General features: G+C 69.1%; 16 protein-coding genes. 14 read left to right on the top strand and 2 right to left on the bottom strand.

The features are described from left to right. Positions 1-57: 57 nt before the first annotated feature. From ACFPJ4_RS06435 to hemW, 6 genes are all read left to right on the top strand, one after another. The gene (locus ACFPJ4_RS06435) at positions 58-1,236 is read left to right on the top strand and encodes a pyridoxal phosphate-dependent aminotransferase (protein ID WP_386739539.1); all 1,179 of its coding nucleotides are present in this window, start codon (positions 58-60) and stop codon (positions 1,234-1,236) included. After that, the gene (locus ACFPJ4_RS06430) at positions 1,233-2,177 is read left to right on the top strand and encodes a TIGR01777 family oxidoreductase (RefSeq protein ID WP_386739538.1); all 945 of its coding nucleotides are present in this window, start codon (positions 1,233-1,235) and stop codon (positions 2,175-2,177) included. The genes ACFPJ4_RS06435 and ACFPJ4_RS06430 overlap by 4 nt, the downstream gene beginning before the upstream one ends. Before the next feature lie 57 nt (positions 2,178-2,234). Then, positions 2,235-4,088, top strand: coding sequence for a translation elongation factor 4 (gene lepA / locus ACFPJ4_RS06425; protein WP_386739784.1), 1,854 nt, complete (start codon positions 2,235-2,237; stop codon positions 4,086-4,088). 28 nt (positions 4,089-4,116) lie between these two features. Then, entirely contained in the window at positions 4,117-4,779 is a 663-nt protein-coding gene (locus tag ACFPJ4_RS06420; RefSeq protein ID WP_386739537.1) for a DUF1990 family protein, read from the top strand. Positions 4,780-4,836: 57 nt separating this feature from the next. Continuing rightward, positions 4,837-6,627 (top strand): acyl-CoA dehydrogenase, encoded by a 1,791-nt coding sequence (locus ACFPJ4_RS06415; protein WP_386739536.1) that lies wholly within the window; start codon positions 4,837-4,839, stop codon positions 6,625-6,627. A 101-nt stretch (positions 6,628-6,728) separates the two neighbouring features. Next, a complete protein-coding gene (gene hemW, locus ACFPJ4_RS06410) occupies positions 6,729-7,955 on the top strand; it encodes a radical SAM family heme chaperone HemW (RefSeq protein ID WP_386739535.1) in 1,227 nt (408 codons plus the stop codon). A 24-nt stretch (positions 7,956-7,979) separates the two neighbouring features. Here the strand turns inward: hemW and ACFPJ4_RS06405 are convergent, their stop codons facing one another. Both ACFPJ4_RS06405 and ACFPJ4_RS06400 read right to left on the bottom strand, forming a co-directional pair. Beyond that, complete coding sequence (locus tag ACFPJ4_RS06405) at positions 7,980-8,348, bottom strand: DUF4870 domain-containing protein (RefSeq protein ID WP_386739534.1); 369 nt, start codon at positions 8,346-8,348, stop codon at positions 7,980-7,982. Between the two features lie 81 nt (positions 8,349-8,429). Further along, entirely contained in the window at positions 8,430-8,828 is a 399-nt protein-coding gene (locus ACFPJ4_RS06400) for a DUF4870 domain-containing protein (protein ID WP_386739533.1), read from the bottom strand. 232 nt (positions 8,829-9,060) lie between these two features. On the opposite strand from ACFPJ4_RS06400, the gene hrcA reads away from it, so the two are divergent. The 8 genes from hrcA (at position 9,061) to era (ending at position 16,469) form a co-directional block, all read left to right on the top strand. After that, positions 9,061-10,116: a heat-inducible transcriptional repressor HrcA gene (gene hrcA, locus ACFPJ4_RS06395; protein ID WP_386739532.1), complete on the top strand. Its 1,056-nt coding sequence runs from the start codon at positions 9,061-9,063 to the stop codon at positions 10,114-10,116. A 12-nt stretch (positions 10,117-10,128) separates the two neighbouring features. Continuing rightward, complete coding sequence (gene dnaJ, locus ACFPJ4_RS06390; protein ID WP_386739531.1) at positions 10,129-11,235, top strand: molecular chaperone DnaJ; 1,107 nt, start codon at positions 10,129-10,131, stop codon at positions 11,233-11,235. A gap of 245 nt (positions 11,236-11,480) precedes the next feature. Next, positions 11,481-12,209, top strand: a complete 729-nt coding sequence (locus ACFPJ4_RS06385; RefSeq protein ID WP_386739530.1) for a 16S rRNA (uracil(1498)-N(3))-methyltransferase — start codon at positions 11,481-11,483, stop codon at positions 12,207-12,209. 53 nt (positions 12,210-12,262) lie between these two features. Next, entirely contained in the window at positions 12,263-12,616 is a 354-nt protein-coding gene (locus ACFPJ4_RS06380; protein ID WP_386739529.1) for a histidine triad nucleotide-binding protein, read from the top strand. A 91-nt stretch (positions 12,617-12,707) separates the two neighbouring features. After that, a complete protein-coding gene (locus tag ACFPJ4_RS06375; protein ID WP_386739783.1) occupies positions 12,708-13,745 on the top strand; it encodes a PhoH family protein in 1,038 nt (345 codons plus the stop codon). Positions 13,746-13,757: 12 nt separating this feature from the next. Further along, a complete protein-coding gene (ybeY, locus tag ACFPJ4_RS06370; RefSeq protein WP_386739528.1) occupies positions 13,758-14,219 on the top strand; it encodes an rRNA maturation RNase YbeY in 462 nt (153 codons plus the stop codon). A gap of 10 nt (positions 14,220-14,229) precedes the next feature. Continuing rightward, the gene (locus ACFPJ4_RS06365) at positions 14,230-15,567 is read left to right on the top strand and encodes a hemolysin family protein (RefSeq protein ID WP_386739782.1); all 1,338 of its coding nucleotides are present in this window, start codon (positions 14,230-14,232) and stop codon (positions 15,565-15,567) included. Then, positions 15,564-16,469, top strand: a complete 906-nt coding sequence (gene era / locus ACFPJ4_RS06360; RefSeq protein WP_386739527.1) for a GTPase Era — start codon at positions 15,564-15,566, stop codon at positions 16,467-16,469. The genes ACFPJ4_RS06365 and era overlap by 4 nt, the downstream gene beginning before the upstream one ends. Positions 16,470-16,515 lie beyond the last annotated feature (46 nt).

Genomic DNA, 16,515 nt, shown 5'->3' with positions numbered 1-16,515 from the left:
CAGCAGGCCCGGCAATCGCACGACCGCTCGGCGGCCGGCCCCCGATAGCCTGAAGGCGTGCCCTCCCTCGCCGCCCACATCCCCGCCGTTCCGGGGTCGGGCATCCGACGCATCTACGAGATCGCGGCCGAACTCGAGGGAGTGATCTCGCTCGGGGTGGGGGAGCCCGACGTGCCCGTCGCGCCGCACATCGCCGAGGCCGCCAAAGCCGCGTGGGACCGCGACGACACGAACTACTCGGCGAACGGCGGGATCCTGCCGCTGCGCCGCGCGATCGTCGACAAGCTGGCCGCCGAGAACGGGATCGAGGCGGATGTCGAACAGGTGTGGGTGACCATCGGCGGCACCCAGGCGCTGCACCTGGCGATGCAGCTCACGTTGACCGCGGGCGACGAGGTGCTCGTCCCCGACCCCGGCTACACGACCTTCACGATGAACGCGCGGATGCTCGACGCGCGCCCGGTGCCCTACCCGCTCACCGAGGAGCGCGGTTTCCTGCCGAGCATCGAGGAGCTCGACGCCCTCGTCACGCCGCGCACCCGCATGATCATCGTCAACTCGCCGTCGAATCCGCTCGGCGCCGTGTTCCCCCGGCACGTTCTGCAGCAGCTGCTCGAGTTCGCCCGGCGCCACGACCTCTGGATCCTCAGCGACGAGGTCTACGAGCGGTTCACCTGGGGCGGGCCGCATGTCAGCCTGGCGGCCCTCGAGGCGCAGTCGAGTGACGGCACCGAGCGGGTCTTCAGCGTGTTCTCGTTCTCCAAGACCTACGCCATGACGGGCATCCGCATCGGGTATCTCGTGACCCCCTCCGGCCTCGCGGCGACGATGCGCACGATGCAGGAGGCCTCGATCAGCTGTGTCGGGATGCCCGATCAGTTCGCGGCGCTCGCCGCCCTGCAGGGGGATCAGGCCCACGTCACCGAAGCGGCGGCCCACTACCGCACGAACTTCGAAGCGGCGTCGGCCGCCCTCCGCGAGCGTGGCATCCGCTATCTCGAGCCGACCGGCGCCTTCTACCTCTGGACCGATGTCGCGCACGCCACGGACGGCGACGTCGCGGCCTGGGCCGAGCGCCTGCTGCTGCGCGAGAGGGTCGCGGTCGCGCCCGGCAGCGCATTCGGGCGCTCGGGCGAGGGCTGGATCCGGCTGTGCCTCGCCGCAAGCCGCGACGATCTGCTCGCCGGGATCGCCCGGCTCCCCGCGCCCGAGGTCGTCGCAGGGGAGGCGTCATGACTCGCCGCATCGTCATCGCCGGGGCCAGCGGGTTCATGGGCACCCGCTTCGCCGAGCTCTACCGCGAGCGCGGCGACCACGTCGCGACGATCGGCCGCCGCGCCGGCGACGGGTTCTCGGATGCGTCCTGGGGCGACCAGGCGCGCATCGGCGCCCTGCTCGACGGCGCCGATGTGCTCGTCAACCTGGCGGGCAAGAGCGTGGACTGCCGCTACACCCCGGCCAACAAGGCCGAGATCTTCCGCTCGCGCCTCGAGACGACGACCGAACTCGGCCGGGTCGTCGGCATCATCGACACCCCGCCGCCGCTGTGGCTCAACGCCAGCACCGCGACGATCTACCGGCACGCCGACGATCGGCCGATGACCGAGGACGAGGGCGAGATCGGCTCCGGCTTCTCGGTCGACGTCGCGACGAGCTGGGAGCGCGCGTTCTTCGACGCCCCGCGCGACGGGGTGCGGCAGGTGGCGTTGCGCACCGCGATCACGCTCGGCGACGGCTCCGCTCTGACGCCCCTCGTCCGGCTCGCGAGACTCGGGCTCGGCGGACCGCAACTGGGTGGCCGATCGGGCGGAGGCCGCCAGCACTTCAGCTGGGTGCACCTCGACGACGTGTTCCGGGCGATGGAGTTCCTCGAGACGCATCCGCTCGAGGGCCCCGTGAACGTCACCTCGCCGAACCCCTCGACCAACCGCGAGGTGATGGCGACGATCCGCCGTGTGCTGGGGGTGCCGTTCGGCCTGCCGCTGCAGGAGTGGATGCTCGAACTCGGCGCCCGCGTCATCCAGACCGAGACGGAACTCATCCTCAAGAGCCGCTGGGTGCTCCCGAAGCGCCTGCTCGACGCGGGGTTCGAGTTCCGCTTCCCCGAGCTCGAGGGCGCCCTGCGCGACATCCTGCACAAGCCGGCCGGCACCGCGGCCTCGCGCGTCGCGGCCTGAGGCGCCGAGTCCGACGGCGTCGGCGACTCCCGTGCGCGCATGGGACAATCGAGCGTCATGTCACCGCGCGCCCTCACGTCACTCGAACCGGCGTCGACCGACCCGTCGCGCATCCGCAACTTCTGCATCATCGCGCACATCGACCACGGCAAGTCGACCCTCGCCGACCGGATGCTGGGCATCACCGGCGTCGTGAGCGACCGCGACATGCGCGCCCAGTATCTCGACCGCATGGACATCGAGCGCGAGCGCGGCATCACGATCAAGAGCCAGGCCGTTCGCATGCCCTGGGCCTTGGACGGCGACACCTACGCCCTCAACATGATCGACACCCCGGGTCACGTCGACTTCACCTACGAGGTCTCGCGCTCGCTCGCGGCCTGCGAGGGAGCCATCCTGCTGGTGGATGCGGCCCAGGGAATCGAGGCGCAGACCCTCGCGAACCTCTATCTCGCCCTCGAGAACGACCTCACGATCATCCCCGTGCTCAACAAGATCGACCTGCCCGCCGCGGACCCCGACAAGTACGCGAAGGAGCTCGCGAGCCTCATCGGCGGCCGGCCCGAGGACGTGCTGCGGGTCAGCGGCAAGACCGGCGTGGGCGTGACCGAGCTGCTCGACCGCGTCGTGGAGCTGATCCCGGCGCCGAGGGGCGACGCCGGCGCCCCGGCCCGCGCGATGATCTTCGACTCGGTGTACGACACCTACCGCGGCGTCATCACCTACGTGCGCATGATCGATGGCAAGCTGAGCCCCCGCGAGCGGGTCCAGATGATGTCGACCAAGGCCGTGCACGAACTGCTCGAGATCGGCGTCAGCTCCCCGGAGCCGACCCCCACCAAGGGCCTCGGCGTCGGCGAGGTGGGGTACCTGATCACCGGCGTGAAGGACGTGCGCCAGTCCAAGGTCGGCGACACCGTCACGAACGCGGCGAAGCCCTCCACCCAGGCGCTCCCCGGCTACACCGACCCGAAGCCCATGGTGTTCTCGGGGCTGTACCCGATCGACGGCAGCGACTACCCGATCCTGCGCGAGGCGCTCGACAAGCTGAAGCTCTCGGATGCCTCGCTCAACTACGAGCCCGAGACCTCGGTCGCGCTGGGCTTCGGGTTCCGCTGCGGATTCCTCGGGCTGCTGCACCTCGAGATCGTCACCGAGCGTCTCGAGCGCGAGTTCGGACTCGACCTGATCGCCACCGCGCCGTCGGTGCCGTACGAGGTCACCACCGAGGACAAGAAGCACTTCACGGTCACCAACCCGAGCGAGTTCCCGACGGGCACCAAGATCGCGAGCGTCAGCGAACCGATGGTGAAGGCCGCGATCCTGGCGCCGAAGGACTACGTGGGCACCATCATGGAGCTCTGCCAGAGCAAGCGCGGCAGCTTGCTCGGCATGGAATACCTCGGCGAAGACCGGGTCGAGATCCGCTATTCCATGCCGCTCGGCGAGATCGTGTTCGACTTCTTCGACCAGCTCAAGAGCAAGACGGCGGGCTACGCCAGTCTCGACTACGAGCCCAGCGGCGAGCAGGATGCCGATCTGGTGAAGGTCGACATCCTGTTGCAGGGCGAGGCGGTCGACGCGTTCAGCGCGATCGTGCACCGTGACAAGGCCTATGCTTACGGGCTGCTGATGACCGAACGGCTGAAGAAGCTCATCCCGCGCCAGCAGTTCGAGGTGCCGATCCAGGCTGCGATCGGCGCCCGGATCATCGCCCGCGAATCCATCTCGGCGATGCGCAAGGACGTGCTGGCCAAGTGCTACGGCGGCGACATCACCCGCAAGCGCAAGCTGCTCGAGAAGCAGAAGGAGGGCAAGAAGCGGATGAAGATGGTCGGCCGCGTCGAGGTCCCCCAGGAGGCGTTCATCGCCGCGCTGTCGGGCGACGTCGAGAAGAAGGACAAGAAGTAGCCGACGGCGCGCCCGTAAAATCGGCGGCATGGCCGTGACCGAGCACCCTCCGCTGTGGCAGATCCCGGTCACCTACGCCGCCGTCGGCGCCACCCAGGCCGACGATCTGCTCAGGTACCCGCCCAAGGGATTCCGCCCGATCGAGCAGCGCGTGCGGATCGGGCACGGGCCCATCCGGTGGGAGTACGCCTGGGTTCAGACCCTGAGCTGGGGCATCCAGCGCCAGGCGGGGTTCCGCGTCGAGGTGCTCGACAGCCCCATCGAGGTCAGCGAGGGCACCTACCTGCCGGTCGCGTTCGACGGGGAGGGCACTCCCGTGCAGCCGGCGACGACGGCGGGCGACGGGGAGCTCGTGTTCGCTCCCGACGGCTCCGCCCTCGTGCGCCCGGGTGACACCGCGCTGCTGAAGTGGCGGCTCTGGCCGGCGAAGATCCCGGCGCGCGTGGTCTACGTGATCGACGAACCCGACCGCAAGGGCTTCGCCTACGGAACGCTGCCGGGGCATCCGGAGCGCGGCGAAGAGGCGTTCGTCGTCGAACGGCGGGCCGACGATTCGGTGTGGCTCGTCATCCGCGCGTTCTCGCGCCCGGCGAACGCGTTCTTCTGGGCGGCGTACCCGGCGCTGCGGCTGCTGCAGGCCGTTTTCACCGATCGCTACAAACGCGCCCTGGCAGGACCGATCGACGAGTAGTGGACAAGGACCAAAGACTCACCTGATCGGCAGAAGGCGAGCGTAAGCTCACATTCCGTGAGCGACTACCGACCCCCCGTATCCGATCTGGCCTTCATCCTCGAGCACATCGTCGGCTACGACGAGATCTCGCAGTTCCCGGGCTTCGAGCACGCCGACCTCGACACCGTCACGGGACTGCTCAGCGAGGCGGGGGATTTCGCCGCGGAGGTCATCGCCCCGACGAACCGCGCGGGGGACACGCACGGTGCTGTGCGGAATCCGGATGCGACGGTCACCACATCCCCGGGCTTCAAGGAGGCCTACGCCAAGCTCGTCGAGGCCGGGTGGGCGTCGCTCCCGTTCCCGGAGGAGTTCGACGGCGGCGGGTTCCCGGCGGTCGTCGGGCTGGCCATCCAGGAGATGCTGCTCGGCGCCAACATGGCGTTCTCGCTCGCTCCGCTCCTGACGCAGGGCGCCATCGACGCGCTGCTGCACTACGGCAGTGCCGAGCAGAAGGCGCTCTACCTGCCGCACATGGTCTCCGGAGAGTGGTCTGGCACGATGAACCTGACCGAACCTCAGGCGGGCTCGGACGTGGGCGCCCTCGTGACGAAGGCCGTCCCGCGCGATGACGGCACCTTCGGCATCACCGGTCAGAAGATCTTCATCACCTACGGCGAGCACGACATGGCCGAGCAGATCGTGCACCTCGTGCTGGCGCGCACCCCGGGCGCACCGGAGGGAACCGCGGGCATCTCGTGCTTCATCGTGCCGAAGTTCCTGCTCAACGAGGACGAGTCGCTGGGCGAGCGCAACGGCGTGAAGGTGCTCTCCATCGAGCACAAGATGGGGATCCACGGATCGCCGACCTGCGTCATGGAGTACGACGACGCCACCGGCTACCTCATCGGGGATCTGAACAAGGGCATGCGGATCATGTTCGTCATGATGAACAGCGCGCGCCTCTCGGTCGGCAACCAGGGAGTCGCGTTGAGCGAACGCGCGTACCAGCAGTCGCTCGCGTACGCCCAAGAGCGCCACCAGGGAGCGGCCGTCGTGCCGGGCGGGATCGTCCCCGACGCGCCGATCATCGATCATCCCGACGTGCGGCGGATGCTGATGACGCAGAAGAGCTTCATCACGGCCCTTCGGAGCCTGATGCTCTACAACGCCGGCGAGACCGATCGCAGTGTCCACCACCCTGACCCGGACGTGCGCGCCCGCGCCACCGAGGTCGTCGCGCTGCTGACCCCGATCTGCAAGTCGATGGGCACCGACCTCGGCAACGAGCTCACCTCTCTCGCGCTGCAGATCCACGGCGGCATGGGCTTCATCGAAGAGACCGGGGCCGCACAGCACTACCGCGACGTCCGCATCGCCGCGATCTACGAGGGCACCAACGGCATCCAGGCCGCTGATCTGATCGGGCGCAAGCTCGGGGTGCGCGGCGGCGCTTCGGTGATCGAGTTCCTCGCGCAGCTGCGTGAGCTCGATGGCGAGTTGGCGGGCGCGGGCGAGGAGTTCGCCAGCATCCGGTCGAACTTCATCGAGCAGCTCGACAAGCTGCAGCAGACCACGAACTGGATGCTGCGCACCGGTGCCGGCGATCCGGCGGCGGCGCTCTCGGGCTCGAGCCCGTACCTGCGCCAGTTCGGTCTCGTGGTGCTCGCCTGGCTGCTGGCGAAGGGTGCGCTTGCCGCCGCCCCGCTGGACCCGAGCGTGGCCGAGACCCGGCTCGTGCTCGCGCGGTTCTTCGCCGAGCAGCAGTTGCCGGCCGCGAGCGGGTTCGCGGCGGCGGCCACCGCCGGAGCCACCGACCTGTTCGCGCTCGACGCGGGCCAGTTCGCCGACCTCGTGAGTCGCTAGCGGCGACGTCCTGCCGATCCGTCCCGGTCCGGGCGCCGGCGCAGTCGCGTGGGCCGTCGCAGGCGATGCCGTGGCGAATGACGGGGGACAATGGGGACACCATGCCCTCCGCCCTGCCGCTCGCCGACCCCGCACCCGCCGACGGGCTGCTGCCCGCCTCAGTGGTCGACGGCTGGAATCAGCGCGACTTCGGCGTCTACGTGCACGTGCCGTTCTGCCGCGTGCGATGCGGCTACTGCGACTTCAACACGTACACGGCCGATGAGGTCCGCGGCGTCAAGCAGAGCGACTACGCGGGGCAGGCCCTGGTCGAGATCGCCCGCGGGCGGGAGGTGCTCGCGGCGACCGGCGCGGTGTCCCGTCCGGTCTCGACCGTCTTCTTCGGCGGCGGCACCCCGACTCTCCTGCCGGTGAGCCAGCTCGCGCAGCTGCTCGACGGGGTCCGTCAGGCCTGGGGTCTCGCGCCCAGCGCCGAGGTCACGACCGAGGCGAACCCCGATTCGGTCGGGCCGGAGTCGCTCGCCGAGCTCGCGGAGGCAGGCTTCACGCGGGTCAGCTTCGGGATGCAGTCGGCGGTGCCTCGCGTGCTGGCGACCCTCGAACGGACCCACGATCCTGCCCGGATCCCGCTCGTGGTCGAATGGGCGCGCGCGGCGGGGCTGCAGGTGAGTCTCGACCTGATCTACGGAACGCCGGGGGAGACCCTGGATGATTGGCGCGCGTCTCTCGACCTGGCGGTGGCGCAGCATCCGGATCATCTGAGCGCCTACGCGCTGATCGTCGAGAGCGGCACCAAGCTGGCACGCCAGATCGCGCGCGGCCAGGTGCCCGAGCCCGACGACGATCTGCAGGCGGACATGTACGAGCTCGCCGACGCGACCCTCTCGGCGGCGGGCTACCAGTGGTACGAGCTGAGCAACTGGTCGCGGGATGCCGCCCATCGCTCGCGTCACAACCTCGCCTACTGGACCGGTCAGGACTGGTGGGGCGTGGGCCCCGGGGCCCACTCGCACGTCGGCGGAGTGCGCTGGTGGAACGTCAAGCACCCCGCCGCCTACGCCGAACGGATCGCGGCGGGTGTCTCGCCCGCCGCGGGGCGGGAGACCCTCGACGCCGAGACGCGTCGCACTGAGACGGTGCTGCTCGGCAGCCGGATCGTCGAGGGCCTGCCGACCACCATGCTCGACGCGTCGGGTCGGCGCGAGGTCGCGAGCCTGATCGCCGACGGTCTGATCGATGGACGGGCGGCCCTCGCCGGCCGAATCGTGCTGACTCTGCCGGGACGTCTGCTCGCCGACGCCGTGGTGCGACGCCTCCTCGGCTCCTAGCCACCCTCGGCAGGGGGCAGGGGGCTACTTCACGAACTCGATCGCGACCGGATAGCGGTAGAACTCCCCGCGGTTGGCGGCCATCGCGGCGATGATGCCGAACACGATGTTGAGGACGGCGACCGCGGCGAGCACGAAGAAGCCGATGACCACGAAGGCGAGCACGACGCCGACGAGGTAGCCGATCAGCACCGTCAGCTGGAAGTTGAGCGCCTGCCGGGTGTGCCAGCGGACGAACGGGCCGCGGTCCTTGAGCACGAGGTAGCCGATGAGCGGCGCGAGCCAGTGGAAGAAGATTCCCCCGATGTGCACCAGTGTCGCCCACATCTTCTCGTCGGCGGGACTCATGGTGGGCTGTGCGGCGGTGGGGTCGGCGGGCGGCAGCTGCGTCATCCCGTCAGTCTGGCGCATCGAAGGCAGACAGCACGAGAGCCGGACCCGAAGGCCCGGCTCTCGTGGAGAATCAGTGTGCGACTACTTGATCCAGCGGATATTGACCGGGTAGCGGTACGAGCCGCCGCCGTTGACCTTCACGCCGCCGAGGATCGCGAAGATGATGTTCACGATGATCACGGCCCAGATGACGAGCGTGATCAGCAGGGCGAGGATCCAGCCGACGACCGGGATGAAGCCCAGGATCAGGTTGACGATGTTGCCGGCGATGATGATGCCCGTCACGTTGATGGTCCAGTTGAGGGCCTCCTTGCCCTCGACGGCAACCTTGGGGCCGCGGTCCTTGAAGACCAGGTAGATGATGAGAGCCGGCAGGAGCAGGATGATATTTCCGAAGTGAGCGAACGAGGCCCACTGCTTGTCCTCTGCCTCGGTCAGCGGCGCTGCCGGCTGCGGGGCGGCGGGGGCGGGTTCGGTCATGGTATGTCGCCTTTCGATGTGCGGGGTGGACCCGGGGTTCTGAGAAAGAGCACGGGCTGGCGCCTTCGCTGGCCTCCGAAGAGGAGTGGCGCAAGCACAGACACAAGGTAGCGCCTCGCAAATGGCGGGTGCAACGACTTGGTAACGGTGTGTCGCGCTATTATTAGCAGTCAGGTGGGGCGAGTGCTAAGCCCCTGCCGCAGGGGCGATGGATGACGGAAGGCGGTGCACGATGGTCTCGGAACGCGGTCTCGAGGTGCTGCGCGTCATCGTGCAGGACTACGTCGCCTCACGCGAACCCGTCGGATCGAAGACGATCGTCGAACGGCATTCCTTCGGCGTCTCGGCCGCGACGATCCGCAACGACATGGCGCAGCTGGAGGAAGAGGAGCTGATCGCGGCACCGCACACCTCCTCGGGGCGGGTCCCGACCGACAAGGGGTACCGGGTCTTCGTCGACCAGCTCACCGAGGTCCGGCCGCTCAGTGCGGCCCAGCGCACCGCGATCGAGGCGTTTCTCGGGCAGGCGGTCGACCTCGACGACGTGCTCTCGAGGACGACGCGGTTGCTGTCCCAGCTCACCAATCAGGTCGCGCTCGCGCAGTATCCGTCGTTCGGCATGGCACGGGTGCGCCACATCGAGGTCGTGGCGCTCGGGCCGGCCCGGCTCATGACGGTGCTCATCACCGACACCGGACGGGTCGATCAGCGCCTTCTCGAACTGTCGGGGCTCGGCGACGTCGTGCTCGGCGAGGAGTTGCTCGGCGAGCTGCGCGGCAAGCTCAACGCCGAACTCGGTGGCAAGTCACTGGCGGAGGCCGGGCAGCTGTTGCGCGCATTCGCCGGGTCGTTCGCCCCTGTGCACTCGGCGATCGTCGAGGCGGTCGCCGCGTGCCTCTCGGAACAGGTCGCCGCCAACCGGCAGGATCGCCTCGTCATGTCGGGCGCCGCGAACCTCGCTCGCACCGAGGGAGACTTCAGCGGGAGCATCTATCCTGTCCTCGAAGCGATCGAAGAACAGGTGATCCTGATCAGGCTGTTCAGCGAGATGGAGATCGACGCCGACGGAGTGTCGGTCAGCATCGGTCGCGAGAACCAGGGCTTCGGGGCCGATGCCGGCCAGCTGAGCGAGACGAGCGTGCTCGCCTCGGGGTACTCGGCATCCGGGGGGAGCGTGGCACGTCTCGGCGTGCTCGGTCCGACCCGCATGGACTATTCGAACAACATGGCAGCCGTGCGAGCCGTCGCTCGCTATCTGACGCGGCTGCTGGGTGAAGAAAGCGCGTGAGGAACGGTAAGAGTGGCTGACCACTACGAGGTTCTGGGGGTCGACCGCGCCGCGACACCAGAAGAGATCAAGAAGGCGTACCGCAGACTGGCCCGCGAGCTGCATCCGGATGTCAATCCGAGCGACGACGCGGCCGAGCGCTTCAAGCTGGTGACGCACGCCTACGACGTGCTGAGCGATCCGGATCAGCGCGAGCGCTACGACCTTGGCCCGCAGGCCGGCTTCGGCGGCGGGGCCGGCGGGTTCGGATTCGGCGACATCTTCGAGACGTTCTTCGGTGCGGCACAGGGGCGTACGAGCGGCCCGCGGTCCCGTCGAGAGCGCGGCCAGGACGCCCTGCTGCGCATCGAGATCGACCTCGACGAGGTCATCTTCGGCACCAAGCGCGAGGTCGACGTCGACACCGCGATCCTGTGCGAGACCTGCGCCGGATCGTGCTGCGCGCCGGGCACCTCACCGGTCACCTGCGATATCTGCCGCGGAACCGGGTCGATCCAGCGTTCCGTGCGCTCGCTGCTCGGCAACGTCATGACCTCCTCGCCCTGCGGGACCTGCCGCGGGTACGGAACGGTCATCCCGAACCCCTGCCCCACCTGCGCCGGCCAGGGCCGGGTGCGCGCCAAGCGCACGGTCACCGTCGACGTGCCCTCGGGCGTCGACACCGGCATGCGCCTGCACCTTCCCGGCGAGGGCGAGGCCGGCCCGGCCGGTGGACCGAACGGCGATCTCTACCTCGAAGTCAAGGTCAAGCACCACGACGTCTTCAGCCGCAACGGCGACGACCTGCTCGCCACCCTCGAGGTGCAGATGACGGATGCCATCCTCGGCACGACCGCGACCCTGGCGGCCCTCGACGGCGACGTCGCGATCGAGATCAAGCCCGGGGTGCAGAGCGCCGACATCGTGACCGTCAAGGATCGCGGGATCACCCACCTGCGCGGCGGCGGACGCGGTGATCTCAAGGTGGGCATCCAGGTGGTGACGCCGGTGCGGCTCAACAGCAAGGAGCAGCAGCTGATCAAGCAGTTCTCCGAGAGCCGCCGGCCCGTGCCACCCGAGTTCGCCACCTTCCAGCAGGGCCTGTTCGCCAAGCTGCGCGACCGCTTCCTCGGGATCTAGCACTCCCTGCCGTTGGGTGGGCCCGCGGGCGGGGAGCTGGCCGGCTGGCTTGCGCCGACACCCGCGGTTGCGTGCCGACGCGATTCAGGCCGACACGCCGTGTTGCGCCGTGGATCAGGATGCGGCTCCGGCGTGTTGCCCGCGGCATCCTGAATCCCGCACAGGAGGGGACGGGGCGGGACGGCGCGGCGCGGGATGGGCAGGACGGGAGGCCCGCCCTGCGCCGGACGTGGCACGCTGGACCCATGGCGTCCCTGTACCTGAATCCCGAACTCGAACCGGCGGATGCCGAACTCGGCGCGCGCGTGAGCGTCACCGGTGATGAGGCGCGGCACGCGGTGCAGGTAGCCCGCGTGCGGCTCGGCGAACGGATCGCGATCGGCGATGGATCCGGCTTCGTGGCCTGGGGTGCCGTGGTGACCGCCGAACCCGGCGAACTCGCCATCGAGGTCGACGAGGTGCGGCACGATCCCGAGCCGGAACCTCCCCTCTGGCTGGCCCAGGCGCTGGCCAAGGGTGACCGCGACGAACTGGCGGTGCAGGCGGCGACCGAGCTGGGGGTTTCCGGGATCATCCCGTGGGTCGCCGAACGCTCGGTGTCGCGGTGGGAGGGCGCGAAGGTCGCGAAGGGGCAGGACCGCTGGCGCACGATCGTGCGCGAGGCGAGCAAGCAGGCGATCCGATCGCGCGTTCCGGAGGTCGCAGGCCTCGCGACGAGCGGGGAGCTGGCCCTCCTGCCCGGCGTGCTGTTCGTGCTCGACCCGCTGGCGACGGTGCGCCTCAGCGAGGTGCCACTCGGGGAGGAGCGCATCACGCTCGTCGTCGGGCCGGAGGGCGGCATCTCGCCGCGCGAGTTCGCGGCGTTCGAGGCAGAGGGCGGCGTGCGGGTGCGGCTTGGCCCCGAGGTGCTGCGCACGTCCACCGCCGGGCCCGCCGCGCTCGCGGTGCTCAATGCGCGGCTCGGGCGCTGGTGACGAGCCGGCCCACGACCGGGCGCTCGACGACCGGGCACCTTAAGATGGATGACATGCCGACCGCCGAGCCCACGATCTTCGAGCGCATCGTCGCGCGCGAGATTCCGGCGACGGTGGTGTACGAGGACGACCGCATCATCGCCTTCGAAGACATCGCGCCGAAGGCACCGGTTCACCTGCTCGTCGTGCCCAAGACGGCGCAGTACGCGAACGTGACCGAACTCGCCGCCGGCGACCCGCAGCTGCTCGCGGATGTGGTGGCCGTCGCCCAGAAGCTGGCCGATCGGTACGCGGGCGGTCAGTACCGGCTCATCTTCAACACGGGACACAGGGTCGGGCAGACCGTGTTCCACGTGCACGCCCATGTTCTCGGGGGCGACCAGTCAGAAGGCACCCTTGGCTTCTAGCGAGTTCCCGGGCGGCCCGAGCGGTTCGGCGGCGAGCGAGCCGGTCGGCAACCAGACCGCCCGCGCCGAGTTCTCGGTCGACGGCGTGGCGATGGTGCGTCTGCTCGGTCCCCAGGACCGTCTGCTCACCACGATCGAGCACCAGTACCCCGACGTGACCGTCCACGTGCGAGGCAATCGAGTGACCCTCGAGGGCCCCGACGAGCAGGTGCGCGCCGCCGAGCGTCTCGTGCAGGAGCTCATCCAGCTCGTGCGCAACGGGGCCGATCTCGGGCCCCTCGACGTGACCAGTTCGGCACGGATGCTGGAACGCGGCGATGGCAGCCCGGCCGAGGTGCTCAGCCAGGCGATCCTGACCGGGCGCGGCAAGAGCATCCGGCCCAAGACGCTCGGCCAGAAGGCCTATGTCGACGCGATCGACCTCAACACGATCACCTTCGGCATCGGCCCCGCGGGCACCGGCAAGACCTATCTCGCGATGGCGAAGGCCGTGCAGGCCCTGCAACGCAAAGAGGTCGAGCGGATCATCCTGACCCGCCCCGCCGTCGAAGCGGGGGAGCGGCTTGGCTTCCTGCCCGGCACGCTGACCGACAAGATCGACCCCTACCTGCGCCCGCTCTACGACGCCCTCAACGAGATGATGGACCCCGAGCTGGTGCCCAAGCTGCTCGCAGCGGGCACCGTCGAGGTCGCCCCGCTCGCCTACATGCGCGGTCGCACGCTCAACAACGCGTTCGTCGTGCTCGATGAGGCGCAGAACACGACGCCCGAGCAGATGAAGATGTTCCTGACCCGCCTCGGCTTCGGCACCCGGATGGTGGTGACGGGCGACATCACGCAGATCGACCTGCCGGGTGGGGCGAGCGGCCTGCAGCTCGTGACGCGGGTGCTCGACGGGATCGGCGACATCCACTTCGCGCGCCTGACCAGCGAGGACGTGGTGCGCCATTCGCTCGTCGGCCGCATCGTCGACGCCTACACGCAGTACGACGCGGAGCGGCAACTGCGCCAGTACGAACGCACGCAGGCCGAGTTCGACGGCCAGAACCGGGCCGAACGCCGCGGCCACAATCCGCAAGACCACCGTCCCCCGAGTGCCGAGCGGCCCAAGCGCGGGTGGCGCGGGTAGGAGTGCAACGACGTGTCCATTGAGATCAACAACGAATCGGGCATCGAGGTCGACGAGAGCGCGCTGCAGCGGCTCGCGGCCTACGAGCTCGACTTCTTGCGCGTGCATCCGGATGCCGAGCTGGCGATCCTGCTCGTCGACGAGGCCGCGATGGAGCAGTTGCACGTCCAGTGGATGGATGAGCCCGGTCCCACCGATGTGCTGAGCTTCCCGATGGATGAGTTGCGTCCTGGCAACGAGGACGAGATCACCCCGCCCGGGCTGCTGGGCGACATCGTGCTCTGCCCGCAGGTCGCGATCGAGCAGGCGAAGAGCGCGGGCCATTCCGTGCTCGACGAGCTGCTGCTGCTCACCGCCCACGGCCTGCTGCATCTGCTCGGCTTCGACCACACCGAGCCGGAGGACGAGAAGGAGATGTTCGCGCTTCAGCGCGACATCCTGGTCGGATTCACGCTCGCCGAGCGACGACGGTAGGTGCGGGGTGATCGCCGTCTTCGTCGCGGTGGCGGTTCTGCTCGTCGCCTTCGGGGGACTGCTGGCGGCGGCGGATGCGGCGCTCTCGGTGCTGAGCCGCACCGACCTGGTCGACCTGGCCGCCCACCACCGCCCGAAGCGGTCACTGCTCGCGATCTCGTCGGATCTCGGCCGCTACGTCAACGCGCTCAACTTCATGCGCGTCGTGTCCGAGACGACGGCGGCGGTCCTGGTGACCCTCGCCTTCGCCGCGGCGATCGGCGAGTGGTGGCTCGTGCTGCTGCTGAGCGCCCTGGTGATGACCGCGACCTCCTTCGTGCTGGTCGGGTCGAGCCCCCGCTCGGTCGGGCGGGCGCACGCCAAGGGGATCATGGTGTTCTCGGCGCCGATCCTGCGATTCGTCCGGGCCCTGCTGGGACCGATCGCCGACGGGCTCGTCGCGCTGGGCAATCGGGTGACCCCGGGGCGCCCCACCGCGGTGTCGTTCTCGAGTGAGGAACAGCTGCTCAGCATGGTCGACGAGGCGACCGAGCTGGACGTGCTGGAGGAGGACGACCGCGAGCTCATCCACTCCATCTTCGAGTGGGGCGACACGGTCGTGCGCGAGGTGATGATCCCGCGCACCGACATGATCACGATCGACGACGACGCCACGGTCAGGTCGGCGATGACGCAGTTCCTCTCCACGGGGGTGTCGCGGATGCCCGTGATCGGCAAGGATGCCGACGAGGTCTTCGGCATCCTCTATCTGCGCGATGTGGCCCGGCTGACCCATGAGGAGCCGCTCGACGCGGCGAACGGACGGGTGCGCGAACTCGCACGCCCCGCGCTCTTCGTCCCGGAGTCGAAGAAGGCGGACGAGACGCTGCGCCTGATGCAGCAGGAGTCGAACCACCTCGCGATGGTCGTCGACGAGTACGGCGGGATCGCCGGGCTCGTCACGCTCGAGGACCTCATCGAAGAGCTGGTCGGCGACATCTCGGACGAGTACGACCGGGACGTGGCCGAGGTGGTCCGCCTCGCCGAAGGGGTGTACCGGGTCAGCGCGCGGCTGCCCACCGACGAGCTGGGCGATCTGTTCGGCATCGAGCTGGACGACGACGACGTCGACTCGGTCGGCGGCCTGCTGACGAAGGCGCTCGGTCGCCTGCCGGTCATGGGCTCGTCGGCGGTCGTGTCGGGACTCGTGCTGACTGCCGAGCGTACCGAGGGGCGTCGCAAGCGCCTCACCGGGGTGCTCGTCGAGCGGGACCGCGCGCTGTTCGATGCCGAGGTGGCCTTCGGTGCGGAGCCTGCGACGGGCCCCGAACCCGTCGAACGTCAGACCGATCAGGGGAGGACCCCGTGAAAGACCCCGTGAAAGAACCGTTCCGCTCTGGGTTCGTCTCGTTCGTCGGCCGCCCCAATGTGGGCAAATCGACGCTGACCAACGCGCTCGTCGGCGAAAAGGTCGCGATCACCTCGTCGAAGCCGCAGACCACGCGCAACGCGATCCGGGGAGTCGTGCACACGACCGCCGGCCAGCTCATCATCGTCGACACCCCCGGGATGCATCGGCCGCGGACCCTGCTCGGCGAGCGGCTGAACAGCGTGGTGCAGGCGACCCTCGGTGACGTCGACGTCATCGGATTCTGCCTCCCGGCGAACGAGAAGATCGGGCCGGGCGACCGTTTCATCAATGAGCAGCTCGACGCCTTCCCGCGTGCGAAGAAGGTCGCGATCGTGACGAAGATCGACGCGACCTCGCGCACGGCGGTCGCCGAACAGCTGCTCGCGATCAGCGAGCTTCGCGACTGGGAGGCGATCGTTCCCGTGTCGTCGACCAGCCGCATCCAGCTGGACGTGCTGCTCACCCAGCTGCTTTCCTTGCTGCCGGTCGGCCCCGCGCTGTACGGGGACGACGCCGTGACCGACGAGACACTTGAGCATCGGATCGCCGAGCTCATCCGCGAGGCGGCCCTCGAGGGGGTCAGCGACGAGCTGCCGCACTCGCTCGCCGTCACGATCGACGACATGGTCGAGCGCGACGACAAGGAGCTGCTCGAGATCTACGCGAACCTCTGGGTCGAACGCGACAGCCAGAAGGGGATCGTGATCGGGCGAGGAGGCGAGCGACTGCAGGAGGTCGGAGCCCGGGCCCGCGCCGCGATCGAGCCGCTCGTCGGCAAGCAGGTCTTCCTCTCGATGCGGGTGAAGGTCGCCAAGGAGTGGCAGCGCGACCCGAAGCAGCTCGGTCGCCTCGGCTTCTGACCGCCCCCTCCTCGGCCCCCTCCTCGGCTGCCGAAATGCCACTTGG

It is taken from the genome of Lysinimonas soli, from assembly GCF_042655435.1.
Classification (GTDB): Bacteria; Actinomycetota; Actinomycetes; order Actinomycetales; family Microbacteriaceae; genus Lysinimonas; species Lysinimonas soli.
This window is presented reverse-complemented; position numbering and strand designations above follow the sequence as displayed.